12 protein-coding genes are annotated in these 14,894 nt (G+C 35.2%); 1 reads left to right on the forward strand and 11 read right to left on the reverse strand.

Annotation, left to right across the window (positions count from 1 at the left end; translation table 11 throughout):
• Positions 1 to 323: 323 nt before the first annotated feature.
• The gene (locus LV89_RS03950; RefSeq protein WP_229201468.1) at positions 324 to 2,426 is read right to left on the reverse strand and encodes a DUF349 domain-containing protein; all 2,103 of its coding nucleotides are present in this window, start codon (positions 2,424 to 2,426) and stop codon (positions 324 to 326) included.
• Between the two features lie 337 nt (positions 2,427 to 2,763).
• Entirely contained in the window at positions 2,764 to 4,149 is a 1,386-nt protein-coding gene (locus tag LV89_RS03955) for a methyltransferase RsmF C-terminal domain-like protein (protein ID WP_109741567.1), read from the reverse strand.
• Positions 4,150 to 4,257: 108 nt separating this feature from the next.
• Here LV89_RS03955 and LV89_RS03960 point away from each other — a divergent pair, with 108 nt between their 5' ends.
• Positions 4,258 to 4,725, forward strand: coding sequence for an FKBP-type peptidyl-prolyl cis-trans isomerase (locus LV89_RS03960; RefSeq protein WP_109741568.1), 468 nt, complete (start codon positions 4,258 to 4,260; stop codon positions 4,723 to 4,725).
• Between the two features lie 88 nt (positions 4,726 to 4,813).
• On the opposite strand, the gene trxA is transcribed toward LV89_RS03960, so the two are convergent.
• The 9 genes from trxA to LV89_RS04005 all read right to left on the reverse strand — a co-directional run bounded on the left by trxA (position 4,814) and on the right by LV89_RS04005 (position 14,866).
• Complete coding sequence (trxA, locus tag LV89_RS03965) at positions 4,814 to 5,137, reverse strand: thioredoxin (protein WP_109741569.1); 324 nt, start codon at positions 5,135 to 5,137, stop codon at positions 4,814 to 4,816.
• Positions 5,138 to 5,290: 153 nt separating this feature from the next.
• On the reverse strand, positions 5,291 to 6,256 hold the full coding sequence (rlmF, locus tag LV89_RS03970; protein WP_211321143.1) for a 23S rRNA (adenine(1618)-N(6))-methyltransferase RlmF: 966 nt from the start codon (positions 6,254 to 6,256) through the stop codon (positions 5,291 to 5,293).
• A 227-nt stretch (positions 6,257 to 6,483) separates the two neighbouring features.
• On the reverse strand, positions 6,484 to 7,245 hold the full coding sequence (locus tag LV89_RS03975; protein ID WP_109741571.1) for an SDR family NAD(P)-dependent oxidoreductase: 762 nt from the start codon (positions 7,243 to 7,245) through the stop codon (positions 6,484 to 6,486).
• Between the two features lie 124 nt (positions 7,246 to 7,369).
• The gene (locus LV89_RS03980) at positions 7,370 to 7,744 is read right to left on the reverse strand and encodes a DUF3574 domain-containing protein (RefSeq protein WP_109741572.1); all 375 of its coding nucleotides are present in this window, start codon (positions 7,742 to 7,744) and stop codon (positions 7,370 to 7,372) included.
• A 3-nt stretch (positions 7,745 to 7,747) separates the two neighbouring features.
• Positions 7,748 to 9,661: an ATP-binding protein gene (locus LV89_RS03985; RefSeq protein WP_109741573.1), complete on the reverse strand. Its 1,914-nt coding sequence runs from the start codon at positions 9,659 to 9,661 to the stop codon at positions 7,748 to 7,750.
• A gap of 7 nt (positions 9,662 to 9,668) precedes the next feature.
• On the reverse strand, positions 9,669 to 10,376 hold the full coding sequence (locus LV89_RS03990; protein ID WP_109741574.1) for an Abi family protein: 708 nt from the start codon (positions 10,374 to 10,376) through the stop codon (positions 9,669 to 9,671).
• 343 nt (positions 10,377 to 10,719) lie between these two features.
• Positions 10,720 to 13,590 (reverse strand): DNA polymerase I, encoded by a 2,871-nt coding sequence (gene polA / locus LV89_RS03995; protein WP_109741575.1) that lies wholly within the window; start codon positions 13,588 to 13,590, stop codon positions 10,720 to 10,722.
• Positions 13,591 to 13,672: 82 nt separating this feature from the next.
• Positions 13,673 to 14,212 carry a DinB family protein gene (locus LV89_RS04000; protein ID WP_109741576.1) on the reverse strand — a complete coding sequence of 180 codons (540 nt, stop codon included), beginning with the start codon at positions 14,210 to 14,212 and terminating at the stop codon, positions 13,673 to 13,675.
• Positions 14,213 to 14,287: 75 nt separating this feature from the next.
• Entirely contained in the window at positions 14,288 to 14,866 is a 579-nt protein-coding gene (locus tag LV89_RS04005; RefSeq protein ID WP_109741577.1) for a Crp/Fnr family transcriptional regulator, read from the reverse strand.
• Positions 14,867 to 14,894 lie beyond the last annotated feature (28 nt).

The raw sequence follows: 14,894 nt of genomic DNA on the forward strand, positions 1-14,894 counted from the left end.
GGGAATTATTTGCTTATCTCTATTATATTACATTTTCAGGATGAATAGTATTCTAATGCAGTCAATTTAATGAATTTATCCGCCTAACGCTGACAGGGTTGAAAAACCCTGTCAGCGTTGAAATTTTGGAAATACACATTTTACCAGTTTTCTAATCACCAATAACTAATCACCACTTATTGAATAACGGAGAGAATTAAAATTGGGTTCATACAACAAAATAGGCGAACATTTCTGCTCGCCTATTTTTATATTGGAAGAAAACAAATATTGATTTTAAGATTTTAGTTTACTAATCCCTAAGTCCCAAAACCTAATACTTTTTATTTCGCTTGCTCTTTCAATTTTGCCAATTCTTTTTCAGCCGCTTGGATTTTAGCTTCAACATCTTGACGTAATTTATCAGCATTTTTAGATTTCGCAAAGAATTCTAAGTTGTTTCTATAAGTTGCAATGTCGTTTTCAATATTTTGAATTTTACGACGAACATCGTTATTTCCACCACCAGAATTATTTGAGTTATAATCTCTATTTCCACCTCTGTCGTTACGCTCATGACGCTCTGGACGTTCGCCACGTGGAGGACGAGAACCGCCTTCTTGAATTGTCAATTGCTCTTTTTCTTTGCTTGAAAGTTTGCCCATTGCACTTACATACTTATTGATAGCATTGATATAACGCTTACCAATTGTTTGCATATCTTTCTTTGGAACAAAACCAATTGCTGACCATTCCGACTTAAATTCTGCTAATCTTGCCGTATTTGCACCTTCTACTGACTCAGACTCAATTAACTCGCAAAGTGCAGTTTTCTTTTCTAAATTAGCTTCAAAGTCTTTTTCAACTGTCTGATTCTTAGCACGTTTAGCGTTAAAGAACGCATCACAAGCAGTTTTGAATTTTTCGTAAATTGAATCTTTATCTTTTTCAGGAACATGACCAATTTCACGGAATTCTTTTTGTAAACGAATTACGGTATTGGTTGCTTCTTGCGATTCGTCTCCGCTCGCTAAAAGTGTTTCAACTTCAGTAATAATTGCCGTTTTAGCTACTAAATTTTCCTCACGTTTTGATTCTAAAACTTTAAAGAATTCAGTTTTATTACGGAAGAAAGTTTTGATGTCAGCCCAGAATTTGTCGCTCAATTCTTTGCCTTTTTCTTTCGGCATGAAACCTTTTACATTGTTCCATTGGTCTTGAAGAGCCAAAAGAGCTTTTGTACGGTCGTTCCATTCTGAAATTGAACTTGAATTGAAGCTTGCAAACGGTTCAATCAATTCAGCAATTGAAGCTTTCAAGGCAAAAACTTGTTCTGCTTCTGCTTTTGATGCTTCTGATTGCTCACGGCGTTTGCCATAAATTACATCTAAAGCATCTTTAACACGTTGCCAAATTAATTCGTTTTCTTCTTTTGGAGCTGGTCCAATGTGTTTGTATTCTTCAAAAGCCGCAACTGCTTCGTCCAACATTTTACCTGTAACGGTTTCTGTTTTAGAGGCTTCCGAAATTTTTTCAATCTTGGTACAAAGTTCAATCTTTTGTTGAAGATTACGTTTGCGGTCAAGTTCTAATAATTCGAAATAAATACTACGGTTACTATAAAATCTATCAACTAAGGCGTGGAAAGTTTGCCATAAAGTATTGTTGTGCGGAGAATTGATATTCCCTGCGGCTTTCCATTCGTCTTGAATTTTCTTGAATTCGTTAAAACCTGACTTGATGTGTGCAGGGTCGTTGCTATCTTCACCTTCTACCAATGTACGTAGGCGATTGATAAGCTCGGTTTTTTGATTGAAGTTCTTATCTTTTTCTTTCTCGATACTTTGGAAATACTTAGAACGTTCATCTTTTAATGCCTTGAAAAGTGCGTCAAATTGTTCAACATCAGCATCGAATTTGTAATCAAAACCTTCTTCTGAATTTTCATTTTCAGCTTTGAATTTTGCAAGAGCTTCTGCTTTTTCAGTTGACTTGATTTGTTCAAAAAGTGGACGTACTTCTTTCAAAGTGTCTTCAGAGCGTCTGAAAGAACCTACTGAAGGACTTTCTTTTACTTCAGCCAATAATTTTTCTAATGCTTGAACAAAATCTTTTTTGCCAAAATTAGAATAGTCAACTGCTGGAGCTTCTGCAACTTCGGCTTCTGGAGTTACTACTTCAATAGGTGTAGTTTCAATTACTGATTCAGCAACTTCTACTGCTTCTGCAATAGGTTCTGCTACTGGTTCAACAGGCGTTTCCACAACTGTTTCAGCAATTACTTCTTGGGCGGTTTCAGAGGTTTCTGATACCTCACTTACTGGTGTTTCTACTTGCTCAGTAGCTTCACTTGTTTCGATAGCTTGTGCTTCGACTTCTTCTTTAATTTCTTTTGCTTCTTCGTTAATCATGCGTTCTTTTGACGGTTTATCGGTATGCTTGACCAAGACCGTTAATTTGAGATAAACATTATTATCAGGCTTTTTTAGTTGATAAATAATCTAATGTTTGGAAATAATTACTTTGTTGCGGAATAGTGGCTTACTGTACTAATTCCTAACTACTAAATCCTAACATCTAATAATATTCTCTACTTTAAATAACCTGCTGACATACAGTTAATTATTGTGGTCTCTTTATTTCGCTACAAAAATATGTAAAATACTTTCTTAATCTGTAATTTAACTAAAAGAGTTATTATTTTACAAAGTTAAAAGATTGTTAATAAGATTGTACTCGAAATTTAAAATATTGATAATTAGTTTGTTATCGTCTTTTTGTACACTAAGCTCTACTCAAAATTCTTAACTCTTTTGGATAATAATTGTTAATTCTGTTTGGTAAGATTTTCGCCCAACCTAAACCATGGTCTTCATAAGTCATCAATGACCATCCTTTTTGAGCTTGTTCGAGAGTAAAATCATCTCTTCGTAAATACGAAATGGCTTGTTCTCTACTGAGTTCACGGCGAGCAATATTTTCAGAAAGATACAAACTCAATGCCAATTCATGGTCAGGAATTAAATCTTTTCCTGCAATTTTTCCCATTCTGATTCCTGCTTTGCGTAAATAAAGGTTTGACTGTAACAACTTAATGATATGTTCATGGTCTGGATTTATTAAAAAATAGTCATCATTTTTTTCAAACCACGTAAAATTGTCAATTCCGTTTACCCAAGTTCTAAAGATTTCTCTTTCTGTTCTTCTGCTATTATTTTTGATAGGTTTCCCCGAACGAATAAATGTTTCTTTTTCTGAATTTAGCTTTTTGAAAGCAGCAATAAAAAAACCTTCTCCTTTGATTTGGTCAGGATAAAAACGAAGTGACGATTGTGCTTTAGTATTTTCTAAATCTGTATTTATTTGAAAATTAGCAATATCAAGTGTTAAATTTTTAGCTCCAAATTCTTCGCAAATCCATTTTACAATGTCTTCATTTTCTGCTTCTGAATAGGAACACGTCGAATATATCAACGTTCCGCCCTCTTTTAAACTTGCCCAAACATCTCCAATAATTCGTTTTTGACGTAAAGAACACATCGTAACATTATCCAATGACCATTCGTTGATGGCTTCTGGGTCTTTACGAAAAAGTCCCGAACCCGAACAAGGTGCATCAATCACTAAAACATCAAAGAATCCTGTTAATCGTGCAAAATCTTTAGGGTCATTATTGGTCACAACGGTATTCATTGTTCCCCAACGGGTTAAATTATCAGCTAAAATATTGGCTCTCGACCTGATAACTTCATTGCTTATCAATAAAGATTCTGGTGTTAAGAGACTGTTTATCAGGGTGCTTTTTCCTCCCGGTGCTGCACAAAGGTCTAATACTTTAAGGTCTTTTGTTAAGTCAACGGTTTGCTTTAGGGCAGTTTCCAAAAACATCGAACTTGCTTCCTGTACATAATATGCACCTGCGTGAAAAAGTGGGTCGAAGGTGAATTTTGGACGAGTTGCCAAATATCTTCCTTTTTCACACCAAGGTACTTGTGAAACGCCTTCATCAGTAGTGTTTTCTTGAGAAATTCCCCATTTTTGAATTGGTTTAAATGGGTTTAAACGGATGGAAGTAGGAGACTCACTTTGTTCATGAATCTTAATAAAAGCTTCTTCGTGAAAGCCTTTTACGTTTTGAAGAGAATCTATTAATGCTTGTGGAATTTTCATTATTCAAAATTACAGAAAATCCCCTTAGTGTTGGTTATTCAGAACAAAAAGTTATGATATGCTTTGTTTGATGATGTATCTTTGAGTTTGAAAAAATAAACAACTATTATGAACAAATTTATTGCATTATCACTTTTGGTTTTTTCCTTAATTACAACAAGTTGTGGCGGAGAAAAGGAACAATTAGGCACAGAAGAAAGTCAGATTGAAAATTATATTAAAGCAAAACATTTAACGATTTCTGATTCTACCGAAGATGGTTTGAAATTTATCTTGACAAAGGCAAATCCATTAGGGACGGTCTTACAAAGTGGGCAAACTGTTTCGGTTAATTATACGGGAAAATTTATTGCGGGGAAGAAAATGGATAAAGAATTTGATTCGGGCAGTTTTAGCTTTTCGCTTAACGGAGGAGAAGTTGTAAAAGGATTTGACAAAGGAATATCCAAAATGAAAGTAGGAGAGAAGGCTGTCATTATCTTTCCTTCTGCGATGGGTTATGGTTCATCTGGAGCAGGTTCAATTCCAGAAGATACGCCTCTTTTGTTTGAAATTGAGGTTGTTTCAGTGAAGTAGTTTGTCTGAACTAAGATTTATTAAATTTCAAGATTTAAAAACGAATCTTAAAATTCTTTCATCTTGTAAATCTTAGTTCAGATTTTCGTTATTCCTGATACGATTTTACCGTCAACTGATTAATAATTGTTTCTAATTGTTGCTTTTGAATAACTCCCGATGCACGCCATAAAATTTGTCCTTTCTGAAATAAAATCAAAGTCGGGACACTTTGAATTTTATAAGTTGCTGCGGTAGAAGTTGCCTTGTCCACATCAATTTTGATAACTCGTACACGGTCGCCCATTTGTTTAGAAAATGCCTCTAAAATTGGCGACATCGTTTTGCATGGTCCACACCAAGTAGCGAAAAAATCTACCAAAACGGGAGTGTCTCCATCAATTATATCTTGAAATGTTTCTTTCTTGCTCATGGGAGTATTATTTAGAGATTTGAGAATGGTGATTATTTTATTTCAATAATCATTGAGATTAACGTCGGCGAGGTTCAAAACCTCGCCGACGTTGTTCTTATAGAACAAAAAGAAATGTTTTAAAGGTTTTTTTTGCCTTAAATTATTTGTGAATCAAATTGTTAGCCTATTTTTTAGTTTTTCTCTCCAAGTTTTCTGTTGTTCTTCGTTCCAGAAAGTCCATGCTACAAAGCGACTTACTTTTTGTCCTTGAGCCATTTCAAATGTTTGGTAGTCAAATACTTTTGCGTTTTTAAGAGCGAAATAAATACTTGGTAAATTCTCTTTTTTAGAAATCAAACTGGTAAACCAAAAGCATTGATTTGCCATTGAAACACTTTCTTTAACCATTTTTTTAATGAAAGCTATTTCGCCACCTTCACACCATAATTCAGAATTTTGCCCTCCAAAATTTAGTGTTGGTTTGGGTTTATTATCAAGTTTTAGGTTTTTCAATTTGCGTTGTGTTCCTGCCATTGCTTCTGCTTGTGATGCGTGAAATGGAGGGTTACAGATAGTTACGTCAAAAACTTCATCGGGTTGAATGATTCCTCTGAAAATATTGCTTGGATTTTTTTGTAAGCGACACTCAATATTTTCACTCAATGCTGAATTTTCACTACAAATCTTTTCCGCTGATTTTATCGCAATTTCATCAATATCTGAACCTACAAATTGCCAACCATACGTTTTTGTGCCGATGATTGGATACACACAATTTGCCCCTACGCCAATATCAAGCACTTTTATGGAACGTCCTTTGGGAATAATATCTTTGTTGTAAGCTGCTAAAAGGTCGGCTATGTAATGAATATAATCGGCACGCCCTGGAATGGGCGGACAAAGATAATTGGCAGGAATATCCCAATAATCAATCTCGTAAAAATGCTTTAAAATAGCTTTATTGAGCATTTTTACGGCTTCTGGATTAGAAAAATCTATCGTTTCAGAATTGTACTGATTCACAAAAACGTAGTTGGCAAGTGCTGGACAACTTTGTATAAGTTGCGGAAAATCGTATCGAAAACGGTGCTGATTTCGTGGATGAAGATTCGTTTTTTCTGTTGGAGTATTTTTCAAAGGAAATGCTATTTTTCCTGCAATTTAGTGATTTTCGTGTTTTTTGTTTGATTTGCCATGACGTAAAATAGACCACTGATGAAACGGATGGTACAGATTTTCGCTGATTTTTTATTTTCTGAAGAATGATTTATAAAAACAAAACGTCGGTAAAGTTGAATGAAACCTTACCGACGTTTTATAATGACAACTGAATTGCAGTGAAATTAATCACTCAATCACAAAGATTATCTACCCATCCAACCACCGTCAACAGTGATGATTGAGCCATTGATATAATCAGATGCAGGAGACGACAAGAATACGTAAGCACCTGTTAAGTCAGAAGTTTCTCCCCAACGACCTGCTGGAATTCTTGATAAAATGGCAGCACTTCTGTCTGCATCTGCTCTTAATGCAGTTGTGTTATTGGTAGCAATATACCCCGGAGCAACGCCATTTACCGTGATATTAAATGGAGCCCATTCGTTAGCAAAAGCCTTCAATAAAGAAGAAACTGCTCCTTTACTTGCTGCATAACCCGGAACATTGATACCACCTTGGAAACTCAATAATGAGCAAGTAAATACGATTTTACCATAATTTTGTTCAACCATACGCTTACCAATTTCACGAGTAATGATAAATTGTGCGTTTAGGTTAATATCAATAATTAAATCCCAATATTCGTCTGGGTGTTCTGCTGCAGGCTTACGCATGATATGTCCTGCGTTGTTAATTAAAATATCAATTCTTGGATGTTCTGCTTTCACTTTTTCTAAGAAAGTGTAAAGAGAATCTCTATTAGAAAAATCGGCAACGTAAGGGTAGAATTTTTTACCAGCCGCTTCAACTGCTTTCGCAACATCGCTTCCTGTTGCTGGTAAATCAACCGCTACACCAATAATATCTGCACCAGACTGAGCCAGTTCAATGGCAATTGCCATTCCAATTCCACTACTACAACCTGTTACTAATGCAACCTTGTTTTCAACTTTGAAGTTTAACATCGTCTTTTATTTTTGATTAAATTAATTGTCTGTTCTTTCAATTATACTTTGACAATTAAAGTCTGAAACGATGTTTTTCTACTTTTTGACCCTTCATTTATTTAGAATTGGGCGGGAAATACTGTTAAAATCCAACTTTTACTTTACTATCTACCCGTAAAATGGATTCTTGTTGGAAGTATTTTTTATACTTTTCTTTGACCATTTCTATTTTCTCCGACTGATTTTTATCCATTTTTGAGACTACTATTAATACCTTTGAAGATTCTGAAATTAGTTTTCCATCATTACCCAACCATTGCCCTTTGGCATCAATAATGGTTGAACCTTCTGTGAAATTTTTGGTAATAACAGTATCCGAAAATGCCTGAAAATCTGATGAAGAAACCGAACCTCCATTTGCTTTAGATAAGCCGAAAAATAATTCCGTTCGAGTCATTGTCTGGCTTGGGAAATGACTGCATGAGGTTAGGAGAATTCCTAAAAGTAAATATTTCATATTTTACGATAAATTTTGTTCAAACCATTTTACCCGTTCTTTCAACTCCTCAATCGTTTCTCGGTATTCTTCTCCCGCTTTGAGATATTCGTTGGGATATTCATCTTTTAGATATTCCATTGTTAGGTAGTAGATGGGTTTAAGGCGGTCTTTGAGTTCTGGGTAGTCTTGAAAGAGTTTGTTAGCGGAATGATATTGTTTTTTTGCAATCAACAATGATAAAAATTCCTGTAAAAAATCTTCTGAAAGTTCATCATTAGTATATGTTTGTTCAAATAATTCTAACGACTCCTTAACTTTATTCTCAACTAAATTTTCTAAAATAGCTATCAGATTGTCTTTAATAAATTGGGGGAATCTTTCTTTTATGTCGATTTTTGTTTTTTTAGCTTTGCTTTTGTTCCAAATAATTATTCCTAAAATAACTAAGCTGAATAATATTAACCATTCATTCTTTTCATCCGATAATCCTTTTTCTATTTCTTTAAAATCAAATTCAAGTTCTTCTATTTTTTTATCAAGAAAAGTATTTAGTTCTTCATTATCTTTTTCTTCAGATTGGATTTTGCATAGTATCAATAATGCAATTTTTTCTTCTTTGGATAATACATCATTTTTTAACATTGTAAATGAATTTATCCAACTGTAAGAACTATTAGTAGAAATAACTCCTTCTTCCAATCTTTTAATGAAACTTTCTAATATTTTCAATACTCTTTCTCTACCACATCCTTCCTCCAAAAACTTTATAAACCAAATCACTCGCTGTTTGTCTTGGCGGGTAGAGTAACGCATCAAATACCAAATATTAAAAAAACGTTCCTGCAAACGGTATAAATTAGTGCGTCCTGTGGTGCGTGGCTCAATTTCAATGATACCATTCTCTACTAATTGCTTTAATTGAGCAGATATTTGGTTAGTTTTTAGTCCTTGTCTTTCGGCACGGCTTAGTTCAGCAATTTCACTTACGGTTACGGCATCCCAAGCACGAGCAACAGCATCCACAATTTGTTGTTGTTGGGGTTTCAAATCATCCATGCGGTGTTTGTAGAGGGGCGTAACTCGGTCTAAAATTGCCTCCAAGTCTTTGAAACTATCTTGTTTCTCGTTGTCGATGAACACATCAAAAAGCATCACCATTGTGCGTATCACACCACCCGATAGCTTACGCATGACATCTATACGTGGGCGTTCGGTTTTTAAGATTTCTTGAAATGATTCTGCTTTACCTTCGTTTTCGGCTAATTTCTCAAAGAGCAAAATCGTTTCATCGGAAGTCATTCCTTTGAGCCTGATTTGGTAGAAAAAATCAAAAAAGGGTTCTTTGTAATTAAAAGTGTGTTCTAATAAAGTAGCGGATGCACCCACTAAACGAATATGCGTTGAGTTCATCAGAATATTTCGTAAGCGATGAGTAGCTACCTTGCCAATCTTTTCTAAAAACTGCCCGAAATTATCATGAAAGACAATTATTTTTTGTTCGTTTTTCTTTAAGTATTCTACTAAAATCTCAAATGCTTTTTGGTCATAGTCATTCTCAAATTCATACTTTCGCATTTCTTCCAAAAGGCTTTCATACGATGGATGGACTTCGGCAATAATTTGGGCAATATGTTCAAAAAACGAAGCCAAATCAGACATGGCATACTGTTCTTCATTAAAAACTACAGGTAAAAGCCATTTTTGTAGATTTTCGTCATCTTGAACTGCATATTTTAACCGTAATAAAAGGGTAGTTTTTCCCATGCCTCTCTGCCCTAATATCATATAATGTTGAGGAGGCTTTTGCATAGCATCTTCTTGAATATCAGTGAAAATCTGATTAAAAATTGCCGTTCTTACTACAAACTCCGCTTTGAGTTGTCGGGCATCCTTTTGAGTGGGATTGAAGAGATATTTTAGTTTAGTTTCAGACATTTTTTAATCAAATCTTAATTGCCTTGTTTATGCTTTTTTGTACTACATCAAACTCTTTCATAATTTTTATTAGCTGAGGGTCAATCCACTTCAAAATATTACAGATAGAAGTATAAACCTGTATCGTTTCTGTAAAATCTATACAGTTTCCTACAAAACAGATAGGTTCATTGTGGTTAATTCTATTTCTAAAACGCCTAATTTTAGTCAAGTCATCCATAATCTCTTTTCTTCCGTAGTTATTTGGTAAACCCTTAAAGATTTGAATGGGTTTTCCTTTAAGAAGTTTATAATGATGAACCTCAAATAAATCAGTCCAGAAGCCAAATGTTTGTTCGGCAATAATTTTTCCGCTCGTAATAGGGATGTCAGATTTACGAAGTCTATCTTCAACTTTTTGTACCTCTCTTTTTAAAAAATTGTTTGTAACTTTTTTCCGTGTGTGTTTTTGTACGTAAGTAAGGGATGGGTCTGCCATAAATCCTGATTTTTGATTGATAATCCAATCGGAATCATTGAAATACGAACTTAGTCTTTCATTTAAGTGATTTCTTAAAACCACTTCAACCATTCCCAGTAAAGGGTGAAAGGCTTGTGAAATCTCCAAATTTGCTTTATAAAGTTTGATTGTTTTACGCTTAGATTTATTCGTAGCTATCCAATAACGATTTATTCGAGCTCTTGAAAAATGTTTTATGAAATCATTAAAAATCATATTGTAAACTGTAAATAGATGAATTTATGTTGGTATTTTAATTAAATCTGTGTAAATTTGTTATGTGATGCTTGGTAAAGCCTCTTATTTATAACGTAACCAAGTAAAAGAATTTAGACCTGTCAGTAATGATAGGTCTTTTTTTATGCAAATCTAAATTGCATTTTTTTTATTGCAAAATATTTTAGCAATTATTTTATTGCAAATAAAAAACACTTATCCTATTTACATATAGAATAAGTGTTTTATCCTCAACTAATTGAGATTTGCAAAACAACTTGAGCTGTTGATTATAAGTCGTTTAAGTGTTCGCTTTTTCGCAAATGGCTTTTCCCTTAGTCTATCAATGTGCCTCCAACCAATTTAAGCCAACACCCATGCCTGTTTCCATTTTTACAGGGAAAGGTATTGCATTGACCATCAGTTCGTTGACTTTGGTTTTCATGAGTTCTAATTCTGACTTGTGAACGTCAAAAACTAATTCGTCATGTACTGTCAAAATGATGCGAGATTGTAGTTTTTCTTGCTTGATGAAATCATTAACTTTTATCATCGCAATTTTTATCATATCCGCTGCCGAACCTTGAATGGGTGCATTCACGGCGTTACGTTCAGCAAAACCACGCTCTACCATATTCTGAGAATTGATGTCTCGGAGATACCTTCTTCTTCCCAAAATGGTTTCTACATAACCATTGTCACGAGCAGTAATTACGGCATCGTTCATGTATTTTTTGATGGCTGGAAATTCCTTCCAATAATTATCAATCAATTCTTTGGCTTCGGTTCTGCTTACGCCCACTTGCTCTGCCAAACCAAATGCCGAAACGCCATAAATAATCCCGAAATTGACGGTTTTGGCTTTTCTACGCATTTCAGAAGTTACTTCGTCTAAACTTACGTTGAATACTTTTGCCGCAGTTGTAGCGTGAATATCTCGCCCTTGATTGAAGGCTTCAATCATGGATTCATCTTTGGCAAAAGCCGCCATAATGCGTAATTCGATTTGCGAATAATCGGCTGAAAGGATTAAGAAATCATCATTTTTAGGAATAAACGCCTTTCTGATTTCTCGCCCACGAGCGGTACGAATTGGGATATTTTGTAAGTTCGGATTGGTACTTGATAAACGTCCCGTTGCGGTAACTGCTTGATTGAACGAAGTATGAATACGTCCTGTTTTGGGTGAAATCAACTGTGGTAAAGCATCTACGTAAGTTGATTTTAATTTTTGTAATTCTCTAAAGTCTAAAATTTTACGAGCGATTTCATGATTTTGTGATTCTAATTTCAATAAAATATCCTCCCCCGTCATGTATTGACCCGTTTTGGTCTTTTTAGCTTTTGAATCAAGTTTGAGTTTGTCGAATAAAATTTCGCCTAATTGTTTCGGAGAACTCAAATTAAATTCTTGTCCCGCCAATTCAAAAACACGGGTTTGCACTTCCAACATATCTTTCTCTAAAACCTTCGACATCGTCGCCAAAAACTCAATATCCAATTTCACGCCTTCCATTTCAATATCGCAAAGCACTTGCGTCAAAGGCATTTCTACGTCTTCAAATAATTTCACCGCACTTGGATTTTGAGCCAATATCGGGTGTAATTTATCTCTCAATTGGAGCGTAATATCGGCATCTTCGGCAGCATATTCTTTCACTTTTTCAATATCTGCATCACGCATATTCCCTTGTTTTACGCCTTTTTTACCGATAATTTCTTCGATAGACACTGGTGTATAATTCAAGAAATCTTCCGCCAAAATATCCATTCCATGACGTTTTTCTGGCTCAATAATGTAATGAGCCAACATCGTATCGTAAGTTTTTCCTTTGATTTCTACGCCGTATTGACTCAAAACCATTAGGTCATATTTGATATTTTGAGCAATTTTTTCAATCTTTTCGTTTAAGAAAATCGGCTTAAATTCATCAACAATTGCCTGAGCTTCTGCACGATTGGCAGGAACGGGAATGTAATAACCTTCGCCCGCACGGTACGCAAATGACATTCCTACTAATTCAGCTTCAACGGCATCAACGCTGGTAGTTTCGGTGTCAAAACAAATAGCATCTTGCAAACTCAAAAAGTGAATCAACGACTGACGTAATTCTGGCGTGTCGATGAGGTGATATTGATGTACGGTGGTGTGGATTGTAGATTTTGGATTTTGGTTTTCGGATTTATTTTCCTCCTCTCCATTAGCACTAAATATATCCAATTGTTTTTCAGGTGCTAAACTACTAAACATATCCATTTGTCCAGAAGGAGCAACAACTTTTTTACTACTTGTTGCAATCTGTTTACTGCTTACTGTTGACTGTTCACTGCTCATGGCTTCATCTCCTAACAGTCTTCTTCGTAAAGTTCTAAACTCCAATTCATCTAAAAGTGGTGAAAGTAATTCTTTATTTACTTCCGACATTTTTAAATCTTCTTCATCAAAAGTCACAGGAACTTCGCAATGAATGGTGGCTAATTCTTTCGATAAAAGCCCTTGTTCAGCGAAATTTCGTACATTTTCCTGTTGTTTTCCCTTTAATTTATCAACATTAGCAATCAAATTTTCTACCGAACCATATTCTTCAATAAGTTTTTGAGCAGTCTTTTCTCCAATGCCCGGAATTCCCGGAATATTATCGGAAGCATCGCCCATTAATCCCAAAATATCAATCACTTTCATGACATCATCAATGCCCCAACGCTCGCAAATTTCCGTAATCCCCAACACTTCTACGCCCTTGCCCATGTAGGCAGGTTTGTACATAAAAATGCGTTCTTCGACCAACTGACCATAATCTTTATCGGGCGTCATCATGTAGATTTCCATATCGTCGTGGTCACGGGCGGCACGTTTGGCAATTGTTCCAATTACGTCGTCGGCTTCGTATCCCGGCATAATCAACATCGGAATATTCATGGCTTCGCAAAGGCGTTTTATATACGGAATGGCAATGGTAATGTCTTCTGGTTGTGCCTGACGCTGAGCCTTGTAGGCTTCAAATTGTACATGGCGAAAGGTTGGAGTGGGCGTGTCGAACGCAACTCCTATATGTGTAGGTTTTTCTTTGGAAATAACTTCTAAAAGGGTATTGGCAAAACCAAATACGGCACTGGTATTCATGCCCGTAGAGGAAATTCGTGGTGTTTTTTGAAAAGCAAAATGGGCTCTATAAATCAACGCCATTGCGTCGAGAAGAAATAATTTTTTCATCTAAGTATTTTTGAATCGGATTTACGATTTTCAAAAATACGGAAAAGGCAGGGGATTTTTAGAAATGACTAAAAGAGAATTGCTATAAATTCCGATTGGCTTGCTGAATATGCCTTTCATTGTGGACAATCAGAAATTGTAAAGCATCGCCAAGATTCAATTTTAGAAATTTGGCAATTGAAATGGGAATTTTAATTTGTTGAATATCTTTAGATTTGGCAAGTCGGATAATTTGTAAAAGCCTTTCTTGATGGCTAATAAATTCAGCGATAACCGCTTGAGCATCTAAATCTGGTACAGGTATATGATTTTTGAGAGCTTTAAACTTTTTCGTTCCCGTTTCTGGATTCATGGATTCAATAGATTTTCGTCCCAACCACGAACTTTTTATAAGGTTGGCTTCTGGCTTGTCGGGACTTTTAGCGATTTCTTGCTCAAATAACGGTAAATAATAATGGCTATATGTATTGAGGTGTTCTAAGCATTGGGCGATACTCCAACCGTTTGAATCAGAGGGTTTTAGTGATATTTCATTTGTTGCGTTTTGGAATTTAACAAGTGCTTGTTGTAAGTGATTTTCAACTTGGTTTTCTAACTGATTGAGAAGTGATATTTTATCCATGATTTTGCGATTGATTATTTTATAGTCACAAAATTGTAGGGTAAAATGTTATGAAATGTTGGTTTTTACCAAGATTTATATTTTGATACTGTTTACCAATTTGCTGAAATTACTGGCATCAATACCGATATAATTGGCTAAGTATTTGTGAGGAACAATCTGTAAAATGTGTGGGCTACGTTGCAATAATTTCTTGAATTTTTCTTCCGAAGAAAAGCATTGTAATTCCACTAAACGCTCCATAATGCCTGATAAAGCATTGGTTAGACCTTTGCGGAGTAATAATTCGATGTTTTCGTTGTTCTGAGCAAGCGTTTCAATTTGTGAATAAGACGCTCTTAGAAAAGTAGAAGGCGTGAGAGATTCGTAATAAAATCGTGATGGTGTTTGGTTCATCATTGAGTCCAAAACACCGCCGAAATTTCCTGTATAAGAGAATAACAAAGTGGCTTCTCGGTTTTGTTCGTCCAAATAATAAACTCGTTGTAAGCCATCCAAAACAAAATACAGATGCTTTTCTATTGAGCCTGCGTGCGTCAAAACTTCTTTTCGTTTGGCAGAAAATGGCTTAAAACAAGCAGAAAATGCTTTAAACTCCTCATGGGTTAATGGATGGATTTGGTTTAGGGTTTTGTGGAGGAGGGAATTAGACATTTTTATTGTGAATGAAATACTCTTTGTG

It is taken from the genome of Arcicella aurantiaca (assembly GCF_003148625.1).
In the GTDB taxonomy this organism is placed as follows: domain Bacteria; phylum Bacteroidota; class Bacteroidia; order Cytophagales; family Spirosomataceae; genus Arcicella; species Arcicella aurantiaca.

What these genes read in the sequence shown, in the direction of transcription:
- LV89_RS03955 (WP_109741567.1), bottom strand. Translation starts at nt 4,149, where the DNA reads ATGAAAATTCCACAAGCATTAATAGATTCTCTTCAAAACGTAAAAGGC.
- LV89_RS03960 (WP_109741568.1), top strand. Translation starts at nt 4,258, where the DNA reads ATGAACAAATTTATTGCATTATCACTTTTGGTTTTTTCCTTAATTACA.
- trxA (WP_109741569.1), bottom strand. Translation starts at nt 5,137, where the DNA reads ATGAGCAAGAAAGAAACATTTCAAGATATAATTGATGGAGACACTCCC.
- LV89_RS03975 (WP_109741571.1), bottom strand. Translation starts at nt 7,245, where the DNA reads ATGTTAAACTTCAAAGTTGAAAACAAGGTTGCATTAGTAACAGGTTGT.
- LV89_RS03980 (WP_109741572.1), bottom strand. Translation starts at nt 7,744, where the DNA reads ATGAAATATTTACTTTTAGGAATTCTCCTAACCTCATGCAGTCATTTC.
- LV89_RS03985 (WP_109741573.1), bottom strand. Translation starts at nt 9,661, where the DNA reads ATGTCTGAAACTAAACTAAAATATCTCTTCAATCCCACTCAAAAGGAT.
- LV89_RS03990 (WP_109741574.1), bottom strand. Translation starts at nt 10,376, where the DNA reads ATGATTTTTAATGATTTCATAAAACATTTTTCAAGAGCTCGAATAAAT.
- polA (WP_109741575.1), bottom strand. Translation starts at nt 13,590, where the DNA reads ATGAAAAAATTATTTCTTCTCGACGCAATGGCGTTGATTTATAGAGCC.
- LV89_RS04000 (WP_109741576.1), bottom strand. Translation starts at nt 14,212, where the DNA reads ATGGATAAAATATCACTTCTCAATCAGTTAGAAAACCAAGTTGAAAAT.
- LV89_RS04005 (WP_109741577.1), bottom strand. Translation starts at nt 14,866, where the DNA reads ATGTCTAATTCCCTCCTCCACAAAACCCTAAACCAAATCCATCCATTA.